The following is a 23,082-nucleotide window of genomic DNA, read 5'->3' as shown; positions in this document are numbered from 1 at the left end:
GGACCTGACCCCGCCGAGACCGTGTGTGATCGATCACAGGAGCGAATATTTCCCTGTCCACGCTCCGTGACCAGGGAACTCACCGGAAACCCGGCGAAACACCGGGTTTTCGGGGGTATGTATGACGGGAAGTACACGGGGTGGTGCCTGTCAAGGGCGCCACCGGGACCGTGTACGGTCCCCATCGCCACCCAAGCCGATCACTCCCGAGCGGTCCTTTTGGGTGTCGATTGAGTAACAGACCTTGATGTGAGGCAAAATCTCCGCCTCAGGTCGGGCACAAGTCCGGCCTCTCACGCGTTACGAGCGCTGAGACACCGCAGACACCCAGAGGGGGAGAGCGACATGGCAACGGATTACGACACCCCACGCAAGACCGACGACGACGTCGATCAGGACAGCCTTGAAGAGCTGAAGGCGCGCCGGAGCGACAAGACGGCGTCCGCCGTCGACGTCGACGAGTTCGACGCGGCCGAGGGCCTTGAGCTGCCCGGCGCAGACCTGTCCAACGAGGAGCTCGCCGTACGGGTCCTGCCCAAGCAGGCCGACGAGTTCACCTGCATGAGCTGTTTCCTCGTGCACCACCGCAGCCAGCTGGCCCGTGAGAAGAACGGCCAGCCGATCTGCCGCGACTGCGACTGAGATCCGGTCGGCCGTGGCAGGGGACACACCGTTCCGCAAGCGGCGCCCCTGGGGCAGAAGGCCACCGGAGGCGCACCAGGGCGGTACAGGCCCGGCAGAAGGCGCGCAGGCGCCTGCCGAGCGGTCCGCCCTGCCACCTTCGCCGGGCGGACAGGACGACGAGCGGGGCCTGCAGGCGGCCTCGCTCGAAGCAGCCGAAGTAGCGGTACGCGCAGCCCGTGAGGCTGCAGGAGTCGACACGGCCGATGGGGCCGGACAGGTCGGCAGGACGGAGCCCGTGACCGGGGCAGGCCGTCTGAGTTCAGTGAAACGGGGCGTACGCAAGGGCGGGGAGAGCGCCAAGGAAGCGATCGGTCATATCGCGGACCTGATCATCCACATCGCTCCCCGCGTCCCTGTGCGCGACCTCGCCACCCTGCGCAAGCACTTTCCCGGCCTCGGGCCGGAGGAGATCGCGGACCGGCTCGTCGTGGGCGCGAGCCGCGCGACCGCCACCGTCGGCGCCGGAATCGGCGCGGCGGCCATGATGCCCGTGCCGCCCGCGATGTTCGCCGAGCTGGCCGCCGAGGTCACCGGCGTCGCCGCCATAGAGATGAAGCTCGTCGCCGAGCTGCACGAGGTCTACGGACGCCGTCCCCCGGGCGGCATCGGCCGGCGCTCCACCGCCTACCTCACCGCCTGGACCGAGGAGCGCGGCATCGAGGTCACCCGCCCCGCCTCCGTCGACACGGCGCTGAGCGGCCGGATGAAGCGCGAGCTGCGCCGCCAGATCATGAAGCGCACCGTGCGCGACCTGCCGAGTCTGATCCCGTTCATGGTCGGTGCCGCGGTCGGCGCGTCCATGAACCGGCGCGACACGAAGAAGCTCGCGGAACGGGTCAGGAAGGACCTGCGCGAGAAGCAGATCTCCTGGGACCACCTCCCGGAACAGCCTCCTCTGAGACCTGAGACCTGAGCGCCCCTAGGGGGTGTCTTGTCGATCAGGGCCGGATCAGGCCGCGGCGTCTGGTGCGGTGCATCGCAAGGCGCCGGAGCGTCTCGGCTGGGGTCTCCCCTGCTCGAACGGAGTTGAGAGCTTGGGGAAGGAGCTATTGGGGCGGTTCGGCAACGCCGCGAGGTGCCGTGCCAGGCGTCGCGGACCCGGCCATGATCGGCAAGACGCCCCCTAAGCGCGGACCGCCGCGTTCAGCGCCGCCACCAGGGCCTTCGGCTCGCGCGTCGAGAGATAGACGTACGGGGTCGGGTCCTCGGGGTCGGTGACCTCCACCCGGACCGCCGTCGGGATGTAGCTGCGCAGCAGCATGAAGGCCCGGACGTCCGCCTTGTGCGTGCGCCAGGCGCGCGCCTCCTCGGCATCCAGCACCTCGGCCTCGCCGAGCGCCGATACCGGGATGCGGGCGTCCCCCGCGACGAGCGCGCCCGCCACCACCCGGATACGGGCGGAGCCGTACGAGCTGACCGCGACGGCCGACAGGACCGTGCCGCCGGCCAGCCCGGCGAGGAGCGGCAGGGTGCCCAGCGGCAGCAGCATCAGCGCGCACGCGATGCCGATCAGGACGGCGATCAGCCACCACGAACGGGGTGCGGTGAGGCGCTCGTCGTAGGGCGGGGTCGAAGGCTGCATGGCTCCAGCTTGGCACGGCGCGACCGGCGGGTAGCCGCGCGGGTAAGGTCTGCGCCTGTGAGTGGAACATCTGCGGCTCTGACGCCCCCGGCCGACGCGGTGAAACCGGTCCGGCACCCCGACGCCCCGGCTCCCGGCGAACTCCTCGGCGCGCACTACGAACACTGCTTCGGCTGCGGCTCCGGACAGCCCCACGGGCTGCACCTCCAGGCACGGGCCGGCGAGGGGGTCAGGGTGACCGCCGAGTTCACCGTGAAGTCCGCCCACCAGGGCGCCCCGGGCCTGGCGCACGGCGGGGTGCTGGCCACGGCGCTGGACGAGACGCTGGGCTCGCTGAACTGGCTGCTGCGGGTCATCGCGGTCACCGGACGGCTGGAGACCGACTTCGTGCGGCCCGTTCCCGTCGACACCGTGCTGTTCCTCGACGCCGAGGTCACCGCCGTGCACGGGCGGAAGATCTACTCCCGCGCGACCGGCCGGATCGGCGGCCCGGACGGGCCGGTCGCGGTGCGGGCCGACGCCCTCTTCATCGAGGTCAAGGTCGACCACTTCATCGAGAACGGCCGGCCTGCCGAGATCCAGGCGGCGATGGCCGACCCCGACCAGGTCAGGCGCGCCCGCGCCTTCGAGGTGAACCCGTGACGCGCCACCCCGTCGACGTCCTCATCCGCCGGGTCGACCCCGACGTTCCGCTTCCGTCGTACGGGCACCCCGGCGACGCCGGCGCGGACCTGGTGACGACCGAGGCCGCCGAGCTGGCGCCGGGTGAGCGAGCCGTACTCCCCACCGGGGTTTCGATCGCCCTGCCCGACGGGTACGCCGCGTTCGTGCACCCACGATCCGGTCTCGCCGCCCGCTGCGGAGTCGCCCTGGTGAATGCCCCGGGGACGGTCGATGCCGGGTACCGTGGAGAGATCAAAGTGATCGTCATCAATCTCGACCCGCGCGAGTCCGTGCGGTTCGAGCGGTTCGACCGGATTGCCCAACTGGTCGTGCAGCAGGTCGAGAAGGTGCGCTTCCACGAAGTGTCGGAGCTTCCCGGCTCGGCGCGGGCCGAAGGGGGCTTCGGGTCCACCGGCGGCCATGCCGCCGTTGATGTTGATGGCGTCCGGGGCGGGGTTCCCCAGGGCGGGAACGGCTACGCTTCGGTCGAATCCGACCGGGAAGGACAGTGACGTGTTCGGACGTCGCAAGAACAGTGGTGCCGCCGATGACACGGCGGCCGAGGCGCGCGAGGCCGAGCAGGTCGTCGACGAGCAGGATGACGCCGAGGGCGAGTCCCGCCGGACGAACCTTCCGCCGGCGCCGCGCCCGGACGGCCCGTGGGACATCAGTGAGGTGTCCCAGCCCGGCGACGGCCGGGTCGACCTGGGCGGCATCTTCGTGCCCGGCGTCGAGGGCATGGAACTGCGCGTGGAGGTCGCCGGTGACGCGATCGTCGCCGCCACCGTCGTGATGCGCGACAGCGCGATCCAGCTCCAGGCCTTCGCCGCCCCCAAGAAGGAGGGCATCTGGGGCGAGGTCCGCGAGGAGATCGCCACGGGCATCACCCAGCAGGGCGGCATCATCGACGAGGTCGAGGGCCCGCTGGGCTGGGAACTGCGCGCTCAGGTCCCCGTACAGCTGCCCGACGGGGCGAACGGCGTGCAGCTGGTGCGCTTCGTCGGTGTCGACGGCCCGCGCTGGTTCCTGCGCGGTGTGATCTCCGGCCAGGGCGCCGTGCAGCCGGAGGCGGCCGGGCTCCTCGAGTCCGTCTTCCGGGACACCGTCGTCGTCCGCGGCGAGGGCCCGATGGCCCCGCGCGACCCGATCGTCCTCAAGCTCCCCAACGACGCCCAGATGGTTCCCGAGGGCGTCCAGCAGGAGGAGCAGGAGGGCTCGAAGTTCTCCGGTGGCATGGCGGGCCTCCAGCGCGGTCCCGAGATCACCGAGGTGCGCTGACCCGCACCCACGGACACCGGCCGGCGGGCCGTACCCCTTTCCCGGGGTGCGGCCCGCCGGCTTTCGCGTGCGTCGCTGCGTACCGCCGGTGACCGCCGCCCACCCGGGCATTGCCCGGCCCCGTGTCACCTGCACATACTGGCGGCCGACAGGACCGAGGACCCACGGGGGAGCGCCATGACCGAGAACACCGCCGACACCAGCCCCGGCGGGGGAGCCGGCACGGCGGTCGCCGACGGCCCCATGGTCCGCGTCGAGGACCTGCACCGCTCCTACGGCTCCGGCGCGGGAGCGGTGCACGCGCTGCGCGGCGTCTCCTTCGAGGTGCCGCGGGGCGAGCTCGTCGCGCTCAAGGGGCGCTCCGGCTCCGGGAAGACGACCCTGCTCAACCTCGTCGGCGGCCTCGACGCCCCGGACGGCGGCCGGATCGCCGTCGACGGCACCGACCTCTCCTCGCTCGGCGAGAACGGGCTCCTGGAGCTGCGCCGGGACCGGATCGGCTTCATCTTCCAGTCGTTCGGCCTGATCCCCATCCTCACCGCCGCCGAGAACGTGGGCGTGCCCCTGCGACTGCGCAAGGCGGAGCCCAAGGAGCGCGAGGAGCGGGTGTCGCTGCTGCTCTCCCTCGTCGGCCTCGCCGACCACGCCGCCCAGCGCCCCGGCGAGCTCTCCGGCGGCCAGCAGCAGCGTGTGGCCATCGCCCGCGCGCTCGCCAACCGGCCCGCCCTGCTGATCGCCGACGAGCCGACCGGACAGCTCGACGCCGAGACCGGCCTCGCGGTGATGGAGCTGCTGCGGGCCGTCGTGCACAGCGAGGGCGTCACCGCGCTCGTCGCCACCCACGACGCCCAGCTCCTCGGCCTCGCCGACCGGGTCCTCGAACTCGGCGACGGCCACATCATCGAGCACTGACCAGCCGCCGGGGAGCGGTATCAGGGTTACGTCAAATCCCGCCGCCGCCCCACCCCCCGTCCGATATGCCGGAAATTCACCAGGTATTTTCGAACCAGGGCTGCCACAGCGGCAGCCGCCTGTTCCGGAAGACAATGGGGCCATGGCGCGCGGCAAACTTCGGATCTACCTCGGTGCGGCACCCGGCGTCGGCAAGACGTACGCGATGCTCGCCGAGGCACACCGGCGCGTCGAACGCGGCACCGACTGCGTCGTCGGCTTCGTGGAGCACCACGACCGCCCGCGCACCGAGACGCTGCTGCACGGCCTCGAAGTCGTCCCGCGCCGCGAGATCGAGCACCGCTCGGCCGTCTTCACCGAGATGGACATCGACGCCGTCCTGGAGCGCGCCCCGGCCGTCGCCCTGGTGGACGAACTGGCCCACAGCAACGTGCCGGGCTCCCGCAACGCCAAGCGCTGGCAGGACGTCGAGGAACTGCTCCAGGCCGGCATCGACGTCGTCTCGACCGTCAACATCCAGCACCTCGAATCCCTCGGCGACGTCGTCGAGTCCATAACCGGTGTACGCCAGCGCGAGACCGTGCCCGACGAGGTCGTGCGCCGCGCCGACCAGCTCGAACTGGTCGACATGTCGCCCCAGGCCCTGCGCCGCCGCATGGCCCACGGCAACATCTACAAGCCCGACCGGATCGACGCCTCCCTCTCCAACTACTTCCGCCCCGGCAACCTCACCGCCCTGCGCGAGCTGGCCCTCCTCTGGGTCGCCGACCGGGTGGACGAATACCTCCAGCAGTACCGGGGCGAGCACAACATCCGCACCACCTGGCAGGCCCGCGAACGCATCGTCGTCGGCCTCACCGGAGGCCCCGAGGGCCGCACGCTCATCCGCCGCGCCGCCCGGATGGCCGCCAAGGGCTCCGGCAGCGAGATCCTGGCCGTCTACATCGCCCGCAGCGACGGGCTGACCTCGGCCTCGCCCAAGGAGCTGGCCGTCCAGCGCACCCTCGTGGAAGACCTGGGCGGCACTTTCCACCACGTCATCGGCGACGACATACCCTCGGCGCTCCTGGAGTTCGCCCGGGGCGTCAACGCCACCCAGATCGTCCTGGGCTCCAGTCGCCGCAAGACCTGGCAGTACATCTACGGACCCGGCGTCGGCGCCACCGTCGCCCGCGAGTCCGGCACCGACCTCGACGTCCACATCGTCACCCACGACGAGGTCGCCAAGGGCCGGGGGCTGCCCATCGCCCGGGGCGCCCGGCTCGGCCGGGCCCGCATCATCTGGGGCTGGGCGGTCGGCGTCGGCGGCCCGGTCCTCCTCGCGGTGCTCCTCAAGGGCCTGGAATCCGGACCCGGGCTCGCCAACGACGTCCTGCTCTTCCTCTTCATGACCGTCGCCGCCGCCCTGATCGGCGGACTGCTGCCCGCCCTCGCCGCGGCCGCCGTCGGCTCCCTGCTCCTGAACTACTGGTTCACCCCGCCCACCCACACGCTCACCGTCCAGGACCCCGAGAACTTCGTCGCCATCGTGATCTTCTTCGCGGTGGCCGTCGCGGTGGCCTCCGTGGTGGACCTCGCGGCCCGCCGCACCCATCAGGCCGCCCGGCTGCGTGCGGAGTCCGAGATCCTGTCGTTCCTGGCCGGCAGCGTGCTGCGCGGCGAGACCACGCTCGCCGCGCTCCTGGACCGGGTCCGGGAGACCTTCGGCATGGGTTCCGTCGCCCTGCTGGAACGCCGCAGCGACGTCGACCCCTGGACCTGCGCCGGCAGCGTCGGCCCGGCCCCGGCCGCCCGGCCCGAGGACGCCGACGTGGACATGCCCGTCGGGGACCACATGGCCCTGGCGCTCACCGGCCGGGTGCTGCCCGCCGAGGACCGTCGGGTGCTCGGCGCGTTCGCCGCCCAGGCCGCCGTCGTCCTGGACCGCCAGCGCCTGGTGGACGAGGCCGAGGAGGCCCGCAGACTCGCCGAGGGCAACCGCATCAGGACCGCGCTCCTGGCCGCCGTCAGCCACGACCTGCGCACCCCGCTCGCCGCGATCAAGGCCGCCGTCTCCTCCCTGCGCTCGGACGACGTCGCCTGGTCCGAGGACGACGAGGCGGAGCTCCTGGAGGGCATCGAGGCCGGCGCCGACCGCCTCGACCACCTCGTCGGCAACCTGCTGGACATGTCCCGCCTCCAGACCGGCACCGTCACCCCGCTCATCCGCGAGATCGACCTGGACGAGGTGGTCCCCATGGCGCTGGGCGGCGTCCCCGAGGACAGCGTCGACCTGGACATACCCGAGACGCTGCCCATGGTCGCCGTCGACCCGGGGCTCCTGGAGCGGGCCGTCGCCAACGTCGTGGAGAACGCCGTGAAGTACAGCCCCGACGGCGACCGCGTCACCGTGGCGGCCAGCGCGCTCGGCTCCCGCGTCGAACTCCGGGTGACCGACCGCGGCCGGGGCGTCCCGGACGAGGGCAAGGAGCGCATCTTCGAGCCCTTCCAGCGGTACGGGGACGCCCCGCGCGGCGCCGGGGTCGGCCTCGGCCTCGCGGTGGCCCGGGGCTTCGCCGAGTCCATGGGCGGCACGCTGGACGCCGAGGACACCCCCGGCGGCGGCCTCACCATGGTCCTGACCCTCCGGGCGGCCCCCGGCCACGCCCCGGCCGCCCCCGGCCTCCCCGCGCGGATCACCTCATGAACCGCCCGGACCGCCGGGACCACCCGGACCTCCCCGCACCGACGAACGCCCAGCAGAAAGGCAGGACCCCGATGACCCGGGTGCTTGTGGTCGACGACGAGCCGCAGATCGTACGCGCCCTCGTGATCAACCTGAAGGCGCGCAAGTACGAGGTGGACGCCGCGCCGGACGGGGCCACCGCCCTCCAGCTCGCCGCCACCCGCCACCCGGACGTCGTCGTCCTCGACCTCGGGCTGCCCGACATGGACGGCGTCGACGTGATCCGCGGCCTGCGCGGCTGGACCCGGGTCCCGATCCTGGTCCTCTCGGCCCGTCACACCTCCGACGAGAAGGTCGAGGCGCTGGACGCGGGGGCCGACGACTACGTGACCAAGCCCTTCGGCATGGACGAGCTGCTGGCCCGGCTGCGGGCCGCGGTGCGCCGGGCCGAGCCGGTCGGCCAGGACGGGGGCGACCAGGTCGTCATCGTGGAGACCGAGGGCTTCACCGTCGACCTCGCGGCGAAGAAGGTCCACCGCGACGGCCGCGACGTACGGCTCACCCCCACCGAGTGGCACCTCCTGGAGGTCCTGGTCCGCAACGGCGGCCGGCTCGTCAGCCAGCGCCAGCTGCTCCAGGAGGTCTGGGGGCCCTCGTACGGCACCGAGACCAACTACCTGCGCGTCTACATGGCCCAGCTCAGGCGGAAGCTGGAGGCGGACCCCTCCCACCCCCGCCACTTCGTCACCGAACCCGGCATGGGTTACCGCTTCGAACGCGCCTGAAACCGGCGGACGAGCCCGCACCCGTCCCCCGTACGGGTGAGACGGCGGCCACCCGCCACGACCTCGCGGGACCGGTACCCTTCGGGTATGAGCGCTGTTCCTCGATCCGAGAAGCCCCACAAGGGCGACCGGCCTTCCGGTCGCTTCCGGCGCATGCTCGACCGGCTTTCCAGCTCCCAGGAGGACCTGGAGTGCGAGGAGCTGGCGGAGGACTCGCAGGCATCGGGGTGCACCCGGATCTCCGAATGCACCGACCGGCAGATCGTGAAGGTCACTGGTACCTTGCGGACGGTCACCCTGCGGCCGCGCGCCGGAGTGCCCGCCCTGGAGGCGGAGCTCTTCGACGGCACGGCACCGCTCGACGTGGTCTGGCTCGGCCGCCGCTCCATCCAGGGCATAGAGCCGGGCCGCAAGCTCATCGCCTCCGGCCGGATCGCCATGAGCCACGGGCGCCGGGTGCTGTTCAACCCCAAATACGAACTCCGACCGCTCGGCAAGGAGTAGCCGGTGACGTCTCTCGACAAGCCGACGTCCGACACGGACCGCACCACCGACCAGCAGGAGGCCGACAGCAGGGCGGTCACCGAGGCCGCGCTCTTCGAAGCCTTCGGCGGCGTGAGGGGCATGGTGGAGACGGTCCTGCCCGGGCTGCTCTTCGTCACGATCTTCACCATCAACAAGAACCTCACCTACTCGGCCATCGCGGCCCTGGCGGTGTCGCTGGCGCTCGTGGCCGTCCGGCTGATCCGCAAGGACACCGTCAAGCACGCCTTCAGCGGCGTCTTCGGTGTGGCCTTCGGCGTGGTCTTCGCCAAGATGACGGGCAACGCCAAGGACTTCTACCTCCCGGGCATGCTCTACACCCTGGGCCTCGCCCTGGCCTACCTGGTGACCGCGGCCGCCGGCCTGCCGCTGATCGGCCTCATCCTCGGCCCGGTCTTCAAGGAGAACCTCTCCTGGCGCACCCGTAACCCCGGCCGCAAGAAGGCGTACACCAAGGCCAGCTACGCCTGGGGGCTGATCCTGCTCGCCAAGTGCGCGATCCTCTTCCCGCTGTACTGGTGGGCCGACACCACCCAGTTCGGCTGGGTGCTGGTCGCGCTGAAGATCCCGCCGTTCCTGCTGGCGGTCTATCTGACCTGGGTCTTCCTCGCGAAGGCGCCCCCGCCGATCGACGTCTTCGCCGAGATGGAGGCGGAGGAGGAGGCCGAGAAGGCCCGTAAGGAGGCCGCCGCCGAAGCGGCCAGGGGCCAGGAGCTCTGAGACGTACGAGAGGGGCCCCGTCACCGGCCGGTGACGGGGCCCCTCTCCGTATGCCCTACTCCTCCGAGTCGCCCCGGCGGACCGACAGCAGGTCCTCCAGCTGCTCCTCGCGCGCCTGCGCGGCCACGAACAGCAGCTCGTCCCCGGCCTCCAGGCTCTCCTCCGGGCTCGGGGTCAGCACCCGCTGACCCCGGATGATCGTCACCAGCGAGGTGTCCTCCGGCCAGGCGACCTCCCCGACCTGGGTCCCCGCGAGCGCCGACTCCGGCGGCAGCGTCAGCTCCACCAGGTTCGCGTCGCCGTGGCTGAAGCGCAGCAGCCGGACCAGATCGCCGACACTCACCGCCTCCTCGACCAGCGCAGACATCAGACGCGGCGTGGACACCGCCACATCGACGCCCCACGACTCGTTGAACAGCCACTCGTTCTTCGGGTTGTTCACCCGGGCGACGACCCTCGGCACGCCGTACTCGGTCTTGGCCAGCAGCGAGACGACCAGATTCACCTTGTCGTCGCCCGTCGCCGCGATCACTACGTTGCAGCGCTGCAGCGCCGCCTCGTCCAGCGACGTGATCTCGCAGGCGTCCGCGAGCAGCCACTCGGCCATCGGCACCCGCTCCACCGAGATGGCGGTCGGCGCCTTGTCCACGAGCAGCACCTCGTGCCCGTTCTCCAGCAGCTCGCCCGCGATGGAACGTCCCACCGCACCGGCCCCGGCAATCGCGACACGCATCAGTGACCGCCCTCCTCGGGGCCCTCGGCGAAGGCCGCCTCGACCTTCGCGATCTCGTCCGTACGCATCATCACGTGGACGAGGTCGCCCTCCTGGAGCACCGTCTGCGACGACGGCAGAATCGCTTCGCCCAACCGGGTGAGGAACGCGACGCGCACGCCCGTCTCCTCCTGGAGCGTGCTGATCTTGTGGCCGATCCAGGACGGCGTGGTGTGCACCTCGGCGAGCTGCACCCCGCCGCTCGGGTCGCGCCACAGCGGCTCCGCGCCCGACGGCAGCAGCCGGCGCAGCATCTGGTCCGCCGTCCAGCGCACCGTCGCGACCGTCGGGATGCCCAGTCGCTGGTAGACCTCGGCGCGCCGGGGGTCGTAGATCCGGGCCGCGACGTTCTCGATGCCGAACATCTCGCGCGCCACCCGGGCCGCGATGATGTTGGAGTTGTCGCCGGAGCTCACCGCCGCGAACGCGCCGGCCTCCTCGATCCCCGCCTCGCGCAGCGTGTCCTGGTCGAAACCGACCCCGGTGACGCGGCGGCCGCCGAACCCGGAGCCGAGGCGCCGGAACGCCGTGGGGTCCTGGTCGATGACGGCGACCGTGTGCCCCTGCTGCTCCAGGGTCTGCGCGAGAGCGGCTCCCACTCGCCCGCAGCCCATGATGACGATGTGCACCTTGCGCCTACCTCGCAGTCCTGGTCGTCCGGCTGACCTGCGAAAACACCCTGCTCACACTCTTTCCTCGGCTGGCCGGGCAAACAACGGGGCAACGGTGTGTCCCGTCGCCCGGTTACGAGCTTATGCGGCGCCGGGCGCGTCGCCGCATCCGAGTGTGCGCATCGCGGCCCGGGTGTGGCGAGGACGACGTGCCCGGGGCGCTTCCCGGCGGCGTGGCGCAAGGATTGCGTTAAGGATTCCGTGGCGTTTCCGGCCGAGTGCAGGAGATTGGCGGGCCACGCCGGTGCAGCGGGGGCGGGCCCCATACGGAACCCTTACGATCCTCTGCGTGTCCAAACTGACCGACGTGCCCAAACGGATCCTGATCGGACGGGCCCTGCGCAGCGACAAGCTGGGGGAGACGCTCCTCCCCAAGCGCATCGCGCTTCCCGTCTTCGCATCCGACCCGCTGTCCTCGGTGGCGTACGCACCCGGAGAAGTCCTCCTCGTGCTGTCCATCGCGGGCGTGTCGGCGTACCACTTCAGTCCCTGGATCGCGGTCGCGGTCGTGGTCCTGATGTTCACGGTCGTCGCCTCCTACCGGCAGAACGTCCACGCCTACCCGAGCGGCGGCGGCGACTACGAGGTCGCCACCACCAACCTCGGTCCCAAGGCCGGGCTGACCGTCGCCAGCGCGCTCCTCGTCGACTACGTCCTGACCGTGGCCGTGTCGATCGCCTCCGGCGTGGAGAATCTGGGTTCCGCGGTCCCCTTCGTGGTCGAGCACAAGACGGGGTGCGCGGTCGCCGCGATCGTCCTGCTGACCCTGATGAACCTGCGCGGGGTCAAGGAGTCCGGGAAGCTCTTCGCCATCCCCACGTACCTCTTCGTGGCCGGCGTCTTCATCATGATCATCTGGGGGGCCTTCCGCGGGCTCGTCCTCGGCGACACCATGCACGCCCCGACCTCCGGGTACACGATCAAGCCCGAGCACCAGGGGCTCGCCGGTTTCGCGCTGGTCTTCCTGCTGCTGCGCGCCTTCTCCTCCGGCTGTGCGGCGCTCACCGGCGTCGAGGCGATCAGCAACGGTGTGCCCGCCTTCCGCAAGCCGAAGAGCAAGAACGCCGCGACCACGCTCGCGATGATGGGCCTGCTCGCCGTCACCATGTTCTGCGGCATCATCGGGCTCGCCATGGCCACCGACGTCAAGATGGCGGAGAACCCGGCGAAGGACCTGATCAGCAACGGCCGCCCGGTCGGCTCCGGCTTCACCCAGGACCCGGTCATCTCGCAGGTCGCGGCCGCGGTCTTCGGCGACGGCACGTTCTTCTTCGTGATCCTCGCCGCCGCCACCGCCCTCGTCCTCTTCCTGGCCGCGAACACCGCGTACAACGGCTTCCCGCTCCTCGGCTCGATCCTGGCCCAGGACCGCTATCTGCCCCGCCAGCTGCACACCCGAGGCGACCGGCTCGCCTTCTCCAACGGCATCGTGCTGCTGGCCGGCGCCGCGATCCTGCTGGTCGTGATCTACGGGGCCGACTCGACCCGGCTCATCCAGCTGTACATCGTCGGCGTGTTCGTCTCCTTCACGCTCAGTCAGACCGGCATGGTCCGGCACTGGAACCGCCATCTGGCCGTCGAGAAGGACCAGGCCAAGCGCCGCCACATGATCCGCTCCCGGGCGATCAACACCTTCGGCGCCTTCTTCACCGGCCTGGTGCTCGTCGTCGTGCTCGCCACGAAGTTCACCCACGGCGCCTGGGTGGCGCTCCTCGGCATGGTGATCTTCTTCGGCACGATGACCGCGATCCGCAAGCACTACGACCGGGTCGCCGAGGAGATCGCCGCCGACGAGACCGCCCCGGACGAATCGATCCGCCCCTCCCGGGTCCACTCGATCGTCCTGGTCTCCAAGCTCCACCGCCCCACCCTGCGCGCCCTCGCCTACGCCAAGCTGATCCGCACGGACCACCTGGAGGCCCTGTCGATCAGCGTGGACCCGGCCGAGACGAAGGCCCTCAGGGAGGACTGGGAGCGGCGCGGCATCAACGTCCCGCTGAAGATCCTCGACTCCCCGTACCGCGAGGTGACCCGTCCGGTCATCGAGTACGTCAAGGGCCTGCGCCGGGAGAGCCCGCGCGATGTGGTGAGCGTCTACATCCCGGAGTACGTCGTCGGGCACTGGTACGAGCACCTGCTGCACAACCAGAGCGCCCTGAGGCTCAAGGGCCGGCTGCTCTTCACGCCCGGTGTCATGGTCACCTCGGTCCCGTACCAGCTGGAATCCTCCGAGGCCGCGAAGAAGCGCGCCCGCAAGCGCGCCGACTGGAGTGCTCCGGGCTCGGTGCGCCGGGGACCGGTGGAGCGCAAGCAGAAGGAACCGACGCCGAAGGGCTGAGGCGGGGGACCGCCGCGTGTGGTCGGCGGCCGGGCGACACCCACGTAGACTCGTAGGTTGTTGTCCGGCCGCCGGCCGTCCCCTTCCCTCCCTGGAGCCCGCCCCTCATGCAGAACGAATCCACGTCGCCGCAGACCGGGGAGACGCAGCCGGAGTCGCTGGTCGGGCGGGAGTACGAGGTCGAGGTCGGCCCGGTCGCGCACGGCGGCCACTGCATCGCCCGCACGGACGAGGGCCGGGTGCTGTTCGTACGCCACACCCTGCCGGGCGAGAAGGTCGTCGCGCGGATCACCGACGGTGCCGAGGACTCGCGCTTCCTGCGCGCGGACGCGGTGGAGATCATCGAGGCGTCCAAGGACCGGGTGCCCGCCCCCTGCCCGTTCGCGGGCCCCGGCAAGTGCGGCGGCTGCGACTGGCAGCACGCCAAGCCGGGCGCCCAGCGCCGCCTGAAGGGCGAGGTGATCGCCGAACAGCTCCAGCGCCTCGCGGGCCTCACCCCGGAGGAGGCCGGCTGGGACGGCACGGTCATGCCGGCCGAGGGCGACAAGCTCCCGGCGGGCGAGGTGCCGGCCTGGCGGACCCGGGTCCAGTACGCGATCGACGAGGACGGCCGCGTCGGCCTGCGCAAGCACCGCTCGCACGACATCGAGATCATCGACCACTGCATGATCGCCGCGCCCGGAGTCTCCGAGCTGGGCGTCGAGCAGCAGGACTGGCCCCAGATGGCCACGGTGGAGGCCATCGCAGCCACCGGCTCCCACGACCGCCAGGTCATCCTGACGCCCCGCCCGGGCGGCCGTCTTCCCCTGGTCGAGCTGGACAAGCCGGTCTCCGTCCTGCGCGTGGACGAGCGCGACGGCGGCGTGCACCGGGTGCACGGCCGCGGCTTCGTCCGCGAGCGCGCCGACGACCGCACGTACCGGGTCGGCTCCGGTGGCTTCTGGCAGGTCCACCCGCAGGCCGCGAACACCCTGGTCCGCGCGGTCATGCAGGGTCTGCTGCCCCGTAAGAACGACACGGCCCTCGACCTCTACTGCGGCGTCGGCCTCTTCGCCGGCGCCATCGGCCAGCGCATCGGCGAGAAGGGCGCGGTCCTCGGCATCGAGTCCGGCAAGCGCGCGGTGGAGGACGCCCGCCACAACCTCCAGGACCTGGACCGGGTCCGCATCGAACACGGCAAGGTCGACCAGGTGCTGCCCCGGACGGGCATCACCGAATGCGACCTCATCGTCCTGGACCCGCCCCGCGCGGGCGCCGGCCGCGCCACGGTGAAGCAGCTCGTCGCCCTGGGCGCCCGCCGCATCGCGTACGTGGCCTGCGACCCGGCGGCGCTGGCCCGGGACCTGGGCTACTTCCGGGACGGGGGGTACCGGGTGCGGACGCTGCGGGCGTTCGATCTGTTCCCTATGACGCACCATGTGGAGTGCGTGGCGATTCTGGAGCCTGCTCAGAAAGGGGCCTGACCTGCGGCTTTGTGGCGTGGGGTGGTCGCTTGACCTGGTTCCCTCCGTGCAGCGGGTCGAGTGGATGGATCGCCCCTCGTAGGACACCTGACCTGTGAATTCATGAGGGAGGCGCTCGTATCGTTGACGCCTTCAGGGCCTCGTTCGGACATTCTTGACGCTCGGATGACGCTCGAAGGGGGAGTCCAAACCCCCGGATCTCCCCGGGCTGGGACCGTCCGGGCTGGACGATCGGCATGGAGGGCGAGGAACATTCCTCGCGGCGGCGCAAGCTGCCCAACGGCCTCGGACGAACGTGGTCGGACCCGAGCTGTATCCCACGCTGCACGGAACGCGGCGGCACTGTTGCACTTCCTTGCCCCAAATCACACCCTGATCGACGACAACAAGCGCACCGCCTGGCTCGACATGCGCGTCTTCCTGCGGCTCAACGGTGTCAGCGCCAGTAGCGTCCCGCTACCTGTCTCCGTTGTCGGCCCATTCGTTGAGGAAGTCGCACAGGACGATATCGATGTACTGGGCATCGCCAAGCGCCGCTCGACATGGTTTCCCGGTTCCTGACCTTCGACCGGGACTGTAAGACGTTCGGTGTGACGCCCGATCATGGAAGATGCATCGATGACCAGCAACAACGTGACCGAGGCCGAGACCGTCGAGCCGTCTGAGCCGGCGCCGTCGAAGTCTGTGGACGACCGGCTGATCGACGAGCTGGTGGGTCGAGCTCAGGCCGAGGATCTGCGGCTGACCGGCGAGGGCGGGCTGTTTCAGTAGCTGACCAAGCGGCTCCTGGAGTCGGCCCTCGAGGGTGAGATCAACGACCACCTCGGCTATGACAAGCATGTTCCCGCCGGGAAGAACGGCGGGAACAGCCGCAACGGAACCCGTGGCAAAACCGTGCTGACCGACGTCGGCCCGGTCGAGATAGCCGTGCCACGGGACTGCGAGGGCTCCTTCGAGCCGAAGATCGTCAAAAAGCGCCAGAAACGCCTGTCCGGCGTCGACGAGATGGTCATCTCGCTCGCCGCGCGAAGGGCCTGACGACCGGTGAGGTCCAAGCCCACCTGTCCGAGGTCTATGGCGCCGACGTGTCACGACAGACGATCTCCACGATCACCGACAAGGTTCTCGAAGGCATGGCCGAATGGCAGAACCGACCCAACTACATTGTCCTGGCCGTCACGACAGAGGGTCGGCGGGACATTCTGGGGCTGTGGGCCGGCGACGGCGGCGAGGGCGCCAAGCATTGGATGCACATCCTCACCGAGATCAAGAATCGCGGCGTGAACGACGTCCTCATGGTCGTCTGCGACGGGCTCAAGGGCCTGCCTGACGCCGTCGAGACCGTTCGGCCCCGCACCGTCGTGCAGACTTGCGTGGTCCACCTGCTGCGGAACTCCTTCCGTTATGCCGCCCGCCAGGACTGGGACAAGATCACGAAGGTTTTCAAGCCTGTCTACACCGCGGCGACCGAGGAAGCCGCACTCGAACGGTTCGCGGAGTTCGCCGACACGTGGGGCATGAAGTATTCGGCGATCGTCCGGCTCTGGGAGAACGCCTGGGAGGAGTTCACTCCGTTCCTGCGCTTCGACACCGAGATCCGCCGCATCGTCTGCACCACGAACGCCATCGAGTCCGTCAACGCGCGGATCCGCCGGGCGGTCAAGGCCCGCGGCCACTTCCCGAACGAGCAAGCCGCCTTGAAGTGCGTCTACATGGCGATCATGTCGCTCGACCCGACCGGCAAGGGCCAGGCCCGCTGGACCATGCGCTGGAAGACCGCCCTGAATGCCTTCGGCATCACATTCGACGGCCGACTCTCCGCAGCACGTCCGTAACCCTCAACAACCCGACTTGCAACGGTCGTTTGACAGTCCCACGCCCCGACCGACGCCGACCTCAAGTGCTCGGCCGGTAAGGCGTACCAGGGCGCGGCCCGCAACGTTCGCGTTACGTTCAAGGGGCGCCGCCTCAAGCGGTGGCAACGACGCCACAACAACACCCATGCCAAGATCCGCTGCGTCAGCGAGCAGGCCATGGCCACGCTCAAGAACTGGCGCCTCCTGCGCAAGCGGGTCTACTTCCGGTCAATCGGCCAGATGCGCGTTGTGGCCAACTAGCGCCACTGCCGGGCCCGCCATCGGCCCCGTGCGCAGCGTCGTCTCTGCTGGGACTGCCCTTTCCGGCGCCACTTCGTCACGCGGAGTGGCCGATTCCTCACCTGAAGAAATTTCTCATTCCGGTATGTGGCAAATCCTTTCGATTGCGGACCTTGCTGCCCGCACGGACTCTGATGTGTCGAATATGCCGGGGAAGCCTGCAGTCGAGGTATGCGGGCGCAACGATCTTGGGGGAACGGGTTGGACATCATGCAGGTCGCGGGGGCTGGGGCTGCCGCGCTGGTCACCGAGATGGCCAAGAGCACATGGGATTCGGTGAGGGCGGGAGTGCGGCGGCTGTTGCGCCGGGACGGGGAGCAAGGCTCTGTGCAGGTGCTACAGCTCGTCGATGCTGCCCGTCAGCAGCTGATCGATTCCCCGGCCGGCGAGAGGGAGGCGGTAGAGGAGCGCCTGCGCGGTGAGCTCATGATCCAGCTGGCAGCCTTCCTGCAGCGCCATCCTGACGCGGCATCTGAGCTACAGGAATTGGCGGAGCAGTCCCAAGGCGCGGACGACAATGCCGGCGCCCGGACAAACGTGCACCACAACACCAACAGTCAGGTGGTCATCTCGGGTGGCGCGATCAACGCCTCAGGTGGTTTCCACTACCGTGCGCCGGAGGCGGGCCAGTGAGCGAGACGAATGCCTTCGGCCCCGTCCCGCCAGTTCCGCCCCCTCCTGGGCCGCCTGCGCCACCCGCCGCCACGCCGGAGCCCGGATTCCGGGTGGACGTGGGCAACAACCAGAACTCGAAGATCATCGTGGCGGCCGGTTCCGTGACGATGAACAACAGGCCCCAGCTGCCAGTGGCGGACATCCCCCAGGCCGAGCTGGACGTGGTGGAACTGGCCTGGGTGGACTTGAGCGCCCGCGACGAGAAGGTCCGCACCGCGGACGAGGCGATCGAGCGCCTGACCCGCGAGGGGCCACGGATCGCTGTCGTGGCCGGCCAGGTAGGCTACGGCAAGCGCACGGCAGGAATCAAAGCCTTGGCCAGCATCTCCCGGCGGGAGCAGGACCTTCGAGGCAAGCCCCTCACCCTGCAGGAGATCCGCCCCGACTGGGAGCGGCCCGCTTCCCCTGATATCTCAGTACTGCCCGACGAGCCGGGACGCGGCTACCTGCTGGACGTCGCGGCGGAGATCGCGGCATGGAGCAACCCCGGCAATGTGGCCGAACAACTGCTCAGCTACGCGGAGAAACTCCTCTACGTGGGCTCGTACCTGGTGGTGATCGCCGACGACCACGGGTGGCCCGACGACTCGGGCACGATGGCCCGCGCGGTCGTCCGTGCAACGACCCGGCCGTCCGCACACCGTGTGGCGAAAGCCCATCTGGAGACTGTTTTCCGCAAGCCGGACCGGGTGCGATGGCTGAGCAGCGTCGCCGGGGGCACCGAACAGAGCGGCTCGGCCACCCACCTCCTCAACGACAGCAGTCGGCCCGCCGACGGCGTCCGACTGGCCGCCGTACTCGCCGAAGCCGACGAGACGACAGAGGGACTCAGAACAGCTCTGGGCACGTTTCAGGAATGGCACAAGGACGTCCAACGCGTCTTCAAGGACACCAACGAGGACCCGGAAGATCGGGCGCTGCTCGTCTCCTCCCTCTTCCTTGACCGCAAGGACGCCCTGACCATTCAAAGCGGCGCGCGGATCCTGCTGAAGGAACCCCAGAACACTAACGTGCGCGCCATTTTGACCGGCCCGGACCTGACAACCCGATTGCAAAAGATGGGAGCGCAGGTCACTGGCCGGACGGCCACCCTCGAACACAGGCCCGGCTATGCGCGCGCGGTCCTGCTCCACTTGTGGCAGCAGCGCGCCGACATTCACCCGCCCCTGCTGGAGTGGCTCGACACCGTCACCGCTCCCAAGGGTCTCGCAGCCGACCGGCTGCGCGAGATCGGCGACCTTCTTGTCGAACTGGCCATCGCCGAGAACGACATCCGTGTCATCAACCAGATCCACGCCTGGATCGACAACGGGGACAACAGCACCGAGCACCGCAAGCTGATCGCTCGAGTCCTCACCATCGCTGCCGAGTCCGACACCCTCGGCGCCGCAGTCCGCTCCCTACTGCTGGACTCCGCGCAAGAGCCGTCACCAGCGGTAGCCACCGTCGTTGCTCTGGTCTGCCAGGGCGAGTTCGCCGAGCACTACCCACGCCAGTCCCTCGTACGGCTGCGGCACATCCTCGATCGCACCGTGACAGACGAGGCCGTTCTCGCAGCCCAGGACGCGCTACGGGACATCGCCGCCCGCGAGAACCAGTTGCCGCGCGTGTGGAGCACGGTCATCAAGTGGGCCACCGAGAAGAAACATCTGGCCGGGCACCGCGCCTTCCTGTCCCTGCTGGACCCCAGCATCGACCCCTACGTCCTGCAAGTCATGCTCGCGGCCGCCCAGCAGGACCCCGACGTCAAGGACGCCCTGGTGGAGGGCTGGAACGTCGCCATGGCCGACTCTCGGGTAGATACGGAATGCCGCGCACTCCTCGTCGCATGGGCCCGCGCACGAGAGGCAGCGCAGGTACCAGAAGAGACCGTCACCGACATCCTCAACGACGTCGTGGTGCAGCACCTGTACTCCACCCCCATCTCCGCACTCATCTTCGGAGAACCGGGCGTGGCCAACGATGCGGCCGTCATCGAACTGCGCAAGGATCTCAGGCTGCCGCCTCAACTGGCAGCGGCCCTGTCCGACGAGCCCTCACCCGCGAGGTCCTGACGGTGCCCTTCACCCGATGGGCCCGGCGTCGCACCCGCATACGGGTGAGACGCGGGCTGACCCGCTTCGACGCCCGCCTGAGCTCTACCTGCCCTGGCATCGGCTTCACCTGTCGGATCACCGCCCATGTCCTGACCGAACCTCCGTTCCCAGACACAGATGCGGGGATCGTCAGCGCGATCCGGACGGCCCTACGCACGACGGCTGCCGAAGTATCTGCCACCTGCGACCCGGCAGACACTGCAATGGCACACGACAAGATCGAAGAACACCTGCGCCAGGAGCGCAGACTGCCAACCGAACCACCCGTTATCTACCGCGCCGAACTCACCCTCGGCCTCCTGCCCGACGACCAGTCGGCAGTGGGAGCCCTCCTTTCCGCGCAGCGCAAGCAGGCAACGGCTGACATCCTGCGCCAGCAGAAGACGAGGGCCATCGCGATAGAACTCTCCGAACCAGCCGCTCTGCTGGTCCGCTGGCTCGAACGCGAAGACGCCGACTGGTCGAAGATCCCCTCGCTCGTCGGGGAGGTAACGAAGGCCGCGGAAGTATTCGCGCAATACCGCCCGGAGCACGAGCGAACGGTCGAGCACCAGGCCCTCGAGGTCCTGCGCGAGTTCCTCACCAGCTTCCCTGACTACGCCCAGAAGCGCATGCTCTACACCCTCCTGGCAGCTGGCATGGATAGCGCCCAGCGCCCCCACCACGCGGCGAAAGCCAAGGCCCTCCTCAACGGTTATGCACCGCCCGACGTACCGAGCGGCACATGAACGTCACCATGCGCACGCCCAGACGCGGTCGACACGGGCGTCGTGGATGAGTACTTCCTTATGGCGGTGTCTGCTCGCACCGCGCACCAGCTGGCGCGCATGGCATCTCACCCGCGCATCCAACGGCACCCTCACGTTCGACACAGCCTGGAGGCGCGGCCGCATCGATCGCCACCCCGACGAGATGCCCTACCGTCACCACGGCCATCAGCCGGAGGCCACTTGTACACAGCAACCCCGCTTTCCTGATGGGTAGAGTTCACGCCACTCCTGGGTGCGGGCGTCGGCCCGCCGGGTGGGCGGGGCGACCGGGTCGGTTCCGAGAAGTACTGCTCGTGTGGCACGGGTCAGTGCATGGGAGAGCCCCATGAATGTCCCGCTCGACCATTTGGCGATCCCTCCGCCGTCGACCGGTTCGACGAAAGCCCGCTTGCGTTCCCAGTCGATGAAGGTCACCTGCCGGCGCGCTTCGGTGGCCCGCTCGGCACGGAGAAGGCGGATCATGTGAGAATGCGATCACTGCGGCAGTTGCGTTTCACGCCGGGCGGCAAGCGGGGTGTCCGCGGGCGCTTCGCTGAAGCAGATGACGACTACCAGCAGTACGAGCAGTTTGGTTGCGAGGACTTCTGGTCCTGACGGAAAGCTGGGCGGTTCCCGTCAGATCTTGATCACCGTGACTCGTGTCCCGCAGAGGGTGGTGAGGTCCTCGGGGTCAGAGGTGAGCACGGTGGTGGGGCCGGGGGCGGCGAGTGCGGTCGCGGCGAGCATGGCGTCGATGGCGTATTTGTGGCCGTGGAGCCCGGCGTCGGCGAGGAGCGTGGCGGCGTGCCGGGCGAGCGGGTCGGTGACCGGTTCCACGACCAGCCGGGAGAGGGTCCACTCCAGGGCAGGGCGGTTGATCCGGGGGTGAATGACCTCGACCAGGGTGGCTGCGGAGGTAACGACCCGGAGATCATCGGCGCGGGCGAGGGCGAGCCAGGCAGTGACCGTGCGGTCGCGCAAGACAGCCTTCGCCAGCCCTTCGCTGTCCAGGACGAGGGTGCCGCCCGGGACCGCGGGGGAGGTGCGGGTCACGCGGCGTCCGCCCGGCCCGAGCCCTGCTGCTGCCGGGCTTGGTGGAGCTCGTCGCGCAGGGCCTGGATCTCCTCGTCGGTGACGGGGCCGTGCTCCGCCTCGGCGACGGCGATGAGCTCGTTGAGATTGTCGCGCTCGACCTGACGGGCGACCGCTGCGGCGACGTAGGCGGAGAGGCCGGAAGGTCCGCTGCGGTCGCGGGCGGCCTCGGCGATGTCCCGCGGCATGGTGATGGAGTACTTGCTGGTAGCTTCACTCATGCCACCTATCCTACCGCTGGCGCTCCTCGTGGCTTCGGAGCCGTTCGGGCTGCGTGATCAGGCAAGTCCTTCCGAGCTCGGGGCGCCCGCGTCGTCCGTGTAGCTGACACGTCACTGCCTGCCGCCGTGGTGATCCGTGACGCTCGTTTGACGCTGAGGGCGCGTACCGGGTGTGATTTTGAAACGCATACCGGATCTGGCCGGCATGTCTTTCCGAGTAGTCGAAATTCGATCTTTTCTCGATGACGCACCATGTGGAGTGCGTGGCGATTCTGGAGCCTGCGGACAAGGGCGCCTGACCAGCGATTCGTGACCGAGACGCTTGCGGCGGCGACGCCCTCCAACGCTCCTGCGGGGCCGACCGCGCCACTTGATACCGCCCTGGTATCATCCCTGTATGGCGATGACACTTCGGCTCCCGGACGACCTCGACGCGAAGCTCACTGAGCGGGCCCGTCGGGAGGGCCGCAGCAAGCAGGAACTCGCCATCGAGGCCATCCGTGACGCCCAGGACCGGGCCGAGCTGAAGGTCGATGACGTCCTGGCCGAGCTGATGGACAGCGATGCGGAGATCCTGGACTACCTGAAGTGACCGACGTGCGCTACATCCAGGTCGACGAAATCCTGGCCATCGCCCGTGCGGTCATCGGTACGGAGCGCAGCGTGCGTGACATGGGTCTTCTGGTGTCGGCGATCGAGCGACCCCGGACGAACGTGTTCGGAGCCGAGCTGTATCCCACGCTGCACGAGAAGGCGGCGGCACTGCTGCACTCCGTCGCTCGCAATCACGCGCTGATCGACGGCAACGAGCGCACCGCCTGGCTTGCCATGCGTGTCTTCCTGCGGTTCAACGGCGTCGGCGCGAGTAGCGTCCCGCCGTCCGTCTCCGTGGCCGGGCGGTTCGTCGAGGCAGTCGCGCAGGACGACGTCGATGTACCGGCGATCGCCAAACGCCTCGCGACCTGGTTCCCTGTTTCCTGACGTCCGACGAGGCAAGGGTGCCTCGGCGCAGCCGAG

Annotated in this window: 23 protein-coding genes and 3 pseudogenes; 21 read left to right on the top strand and 5 right to left on the bottom strand. The window is 69.6% G+C overall.

The window, feature by feature from the left end; genetic code table 11:
* The first annotated feature begins 345 nt into the window (after nucleotides 1-345).
* Together ACFZAT_RS28745 and ACFZAT_RS28740 are read left to right on the top strand one after the other, a co-directional pair.
* Nucleotides 346-642 carry a DUF4193 domain-containing protein gene (locus tag ACFZAT_RS28745; protein ID WP_003965732.1) on the top strand — a complete coding sequence of 99 codons (297 nt, stop codon included), beginning with the start codon at nucleotides 346-348 and terminating at the stop codon, nucleotides 640-642.
* 13 nt (nucleotides 643-655) lie between these two features.
* Nucleotides 656-1,597: a hypothetical protein gene (locus ACFZAT_RS28740; RefSeq protein WP_391268450.1), complete on the top strand. Its 942-nt coding sequence runs from the start codon at nucleotides 656-658 to the stop codon at nucleotides 1,595-1,597.
* Between the two features lie 210 nt (nucleotides 1,598-1,807).
* Here ACFZAT_RS28740 and ACFZAT_RS28735 read toward each other — a convergent pair whose 3' ends face one another.
* On the bottom strand, nucleotides 1,808-2,266 hold the full coding sequence (locus ACFZAT_RS28735; RefSeq protein WP_391268449.1) for a DUF3093 family protein: 459 nt from the start codon (nucleotides 2,264-2,266) through the stop codon (nucleotides 1,808-1,810).
* A 57-nt stretch (nucleotides 2,267-2,323) separates the two neighbouring features.
* Here ACFZAT_RS28735 and ACFZAT_RS28730 point away from each other — a divergent pair, with 57 nt between their 5' ends.
* From ACFZAT_RS28730 to ACFZAT_RS28695, 8 genes are all read left to right on the top strand, one after another.
* Nucleotides 2,324-2,908 carry a hotdog domain-containing protein gene (locus ACFZAT_RS28730; RefSeq protein WP_391268448.1) on the top strand — a complete coding sequence of 195 codons (585 nt, stop codon included), beginning with the start codon at nucleotides 2,324-2,326 and terminating at the stop codon, nucleotides 2,906-2,908.
* Nucleotides 2,905-3,441, top strand: coding sequence for a dUTP diphosphatase (gene dut / locus ACFZAT_RS28725; protein ID WP_391268447.1), 537 nt, complete (start codon nucleotides 2,905-2,907; stop codon nucleotides 3,439-3,441). The genes ACFZAT_RS28730 and dut overlap by 4 nt, the downstream gene beginning before the upstream one ends.
* 1 nt (nucleotide 3,442) lies before the next feature.
* Nucleotides 3,443-4,207, top strand: coding sequence for a DUF3710 domain-containing protein (locus ACFZAT_RS28720; protein ID WP_391268446.1), 765 nt, complete (start codon nucleotides 3,443-3,445; stop codon nucleotides 4,205-4,207).
* 177 nt (nucleotides 4,208-4,384) lie between these two features.
* The gene (locus tag ACFZAT_RS28715) at nucleotides 4,385-5,119 is read left to right on the top strand and encodes an ATP-binding cassette domain-containing protein (RefSeq protein WP_391268445.1); all 735 of its coding nucleotides are present in this window, start codon (nucleotides 4,385-4,387) and stop codon (nucleotides 5,117-5,119) included.
* A 142-nt stretch (nucleotides 5,120-5,261) separates the two neighbouring features.
* Nucleotides 5,262-7,805 (top strand): ATP-binding protein, encoded by a 2,544-nt coding sequence (locus tag ACFZAT_RS28710; RefSeq protein ID WP_391268444.1) that lies wholly within the window; start codon nucleotides 5,262-5,264, stop codon nucleotides 7,803-7,805.
* 71 nt (nucleotides 7,806-7,876) lie between these two features.
* On the top strand, nucleotides 7,877-8,569 hold the full coding sequence (locus tag ACFZAT_RS28705) for a response regulator (protein ID WP_073967462.1): 693 nt from the start codon (nucleotides 7,877-7,879) through the stop codon (nucleotides 8,567-8,569).
* A gap of 87 nt (nucleotides 8,570-8,656) precedes the next feature.
* Nucleotides 8,657-9,073, top strand: a complete 417-nt coding sequence (locus ACFZAT_RS28700) for an OB-fold nucleic acid binding domain-containing protein (RefSeq protein ID WP_391268443.1) — start codon at nucleotides 8,657-8,659, stop codon at nucleotides 9,071-9,073.
* Between the two features lie 3 nt (nucleotides 9,074-9,076).
* A complete protein-coding gene (locus tag ACFZAT_RS28695; RefSeq protein WP_391268442.1) occupies nucleotides 9,077-9,832 on the top strand; it encodes a DUF3159 domain-containing protein in 756 nt (251 codons plus the stop codon).
* Nucleotides 9,833-9,887: 55 nt separating this feature from the next.
* Here the strand turns inward: ACFZAT_RS28695 and ACFZAT_RS28690 are convergent, their stop codons facing one another.
* Together ACFZAT_RS28690 and ACFZAT_RS28685 are read right to left on the bottom strand one after the other, a co-directional pair.
* Nucleotides 9,888-10,565 carry an NAD-binding protein gene (locus tag ACFZAT_RS28690; protein ID WP_391268441.1) on the bottom strand — a complete coding sequence of 226 codons (678 nt, stop codon included), beginning with the start codon at nucleotides 10,563-10,565 and terminating at the stop codon, nucleotides 9,888-9,890.
* Nucleotides 10,565-11,233: a TrkA family potassium uptake protein gene (locus ACFZAT_RS28685; protein ID WP_026242838.1), complete on the bottom strand. Its 669-nt coding sequence runs from the start codon at nucleotides 11,231-11,233 to the stop codon at nucleotides 10,565-10,567. Before ACFZAT_RS28685 ends, ACFZAT_RS28690 begins: the two co-directional genes overlap by 1 nt.
* Before the next feature lie 331 nt (nucleotides 11,234-11,564).
* Between ACFZAT_RS28685 and ACFZAT_RS28680 the strand changes: the two genes are divergently transcribed.
* The 9 genes and pseudogenes from ACFZAT_RS28680 to ACFZAT_RS28640 all read left to right on the top strand — a co-directional run bounded on the left by ACFZAT_RS28680 (nucleotide 11,565) and on the right by ACFZAT_RS28640 (nucleotide 21,367).
* Entirely contained in the window at nucleotides 11,565-13,613 is a 2,049-nt protein-coding gene (locus tag ACFZAT_RS28680) for an amino acid permease (RefSeq protein WP_391268440.1), read from the top strand.
* 107 nt (nucleotides 13,614-13,720) lie between these two features.
* Nucleotides 13,721-15,076 carry a TRAM domain-containing protein gene (locus ACFZAT_RS28675; protein ID WP_391268439.1) on the top strand — a complete coding sequence of 452 codons (1,356 nt, stop codon included), beginning with the start codon at nucleotides 13,721-13,723 and terminating at the stop codon, nucleotides 15,074-15,076.
* A 271-nt stretch (nucleotides 15,077-15,347) separates the two neighbouring features.
* Nucleotides 15,348-15,637, top strand: a pseudogene (locus ACFZAT_RS28670) (type II toxin-antitoxin system death-on-curing family toxin); the annotation flags it as partial.
* Nucleotides 15,638-15,694: 57 nt separating this feature from the next.
* Nucleotides 15,695-16,911 (top strand): annotated as a pseudogene (locus ACFZAT_RS28665) (IS256 family transposase).
* An 84-nt stretch (nucleotides 16,912-16,995) separates the two neighbouring features.
* A pseudogene (locus ACFZAT_RS28660) lies at nucleotides 16,996-17,193 on the top strand (transposase family protein); the annotation flags it as partial.
* Between the two features lie 240 nt (nucleotides 17,194-17,433).
* Nucleotides 17,434-17,865 (top strand): hypothetical protein, encoded by a 432-nt coding sequence (locus ACFZAT_RS28655; RefSeq protein WP_391268438.1) that lies wholly within the window; start codon nucleotides 17,434-17,436, stop codon nucleotides 17,863-17,865.
* Nucleotides 17,866-17,963: 98 nt separating this feature from the next.
* The gene (locus ACFZAT_RS28650) at nucleotides 17,964-19,961 is read left to right on the top strand and encodes a hypothetical protein (RefSeq protein ID WP_391268437.1); all 1,998 of its coding nucleotides are present in this window, start codon (nucleotides 17,964-17,966) and stop codon (nucleotides 19,959-19,961) included.
* A gap of 245 nt (nucleotides 19,962-20,206) precedes the next feature.
* On the top strand, nucleotides 20,207-20,731 hold the full coding sequence (locus ACFZAT_RS28645) for a hypothetical protein (RefSeq protein ID WP_391268436.1): 525 nt from the start codon (nucleotides 20,207-20,209) through the stop codon (nucleotides 20,729-20,731).
* A 354-nt stretch (nucleotides 20,732-21,085) separates the two neighbouring features.
* Entirely contained in the window at nucleotides 21,086-21,367 is a 282-nt protein-coding gene (locus ACFZAT_RS28640) for a hypothetical protein (protein WP_391268435.1), read from the top strand.
* 21 nt (nucleotides 21,368-21,388) lie between these two features.
* Here the strand turns inward: ACFZAT_RS28640 and ACFZAT_RS28635 are convergent, their stop codons facing one another.
* Nucleotides 21,389-21,805, bottom strand: coding sequence for a PIN domain-containing protein (locus ACFZAT_RS28635; RefSeq protein ID WP_330454346.1), 417 nt, complete (start codon nucleotides 21,803-21,805; stop codon nucleotides 21,389-21,391).
* Nucleotides 21,802-22,065, bottom strand: coding sequence for a CopG family transcriptional regulator (locus tag ACFZAT_RS28630; protein WP_147971367.1), 264 nt, complete (start codon nucleotides 22,063-22,065; stop codon nucleotides 21,802-21,804). Before ACFZAT_RS28630 ends, ACFZAT_RS28635 begins: the two co-directional genes overlap by 4 nt.
* A 397-nt stretch (nucleotides 22,066-22,462) precedes the next feature.
* On the opposite strand from ACFZAT_RS28630, the gene ACFZAT_RS28625 reads away from it, so the two are divergent.
* Together ACFZAT_RS28625 and ACFZAT_RS28620 are read left to right on the top strand one after the other, a co-directional pair.
* Complete coding sequence (locus ACFZAT_RS28625; protein WP_007445201.1) at nucleotides 22,463-22,657, top strand: ribbon-helix-helix protein, CopG family; 195 nt, start codon at nucleotides 22,463-22,465, stop codon at nucleotides 22,655-22,657.
* Nucleotides 22,654-23,046, top strand: coding sequence for a type II toxin-antitoxin system death-on-curing family toxin (locus tag ACFZAT_RS28620; RefSeq protein WP_391268434.1), 393 nt, complete (start codon nucleotides 22,654-22,656; stop codon nucleotides 23,044-23,046). Before ACFZAT_RS28625 ends, ACFZAT_RS28620 begins: the two co-directional genes overlap by 4 nt.
* Nucleotides 23,047-23,082: the final 36 nt, after the last annotated feature.

Origin of the sequence: Streptomyces sp. NPDC008163, from assembly GCF_042956885.1 — a bacterium.
Taxonomy (GTDB): Bacteria; Actinomycetota; Actinomycetes; order Streptomycetales; family Streptomycetaceae; genus Streptomyces; species Streptomyces drozdowiczii_A.
Note: the sequence above shows the minus strand (reverse complement) of the source record. Positions and strands in the feature narration are given on the sequence as shown.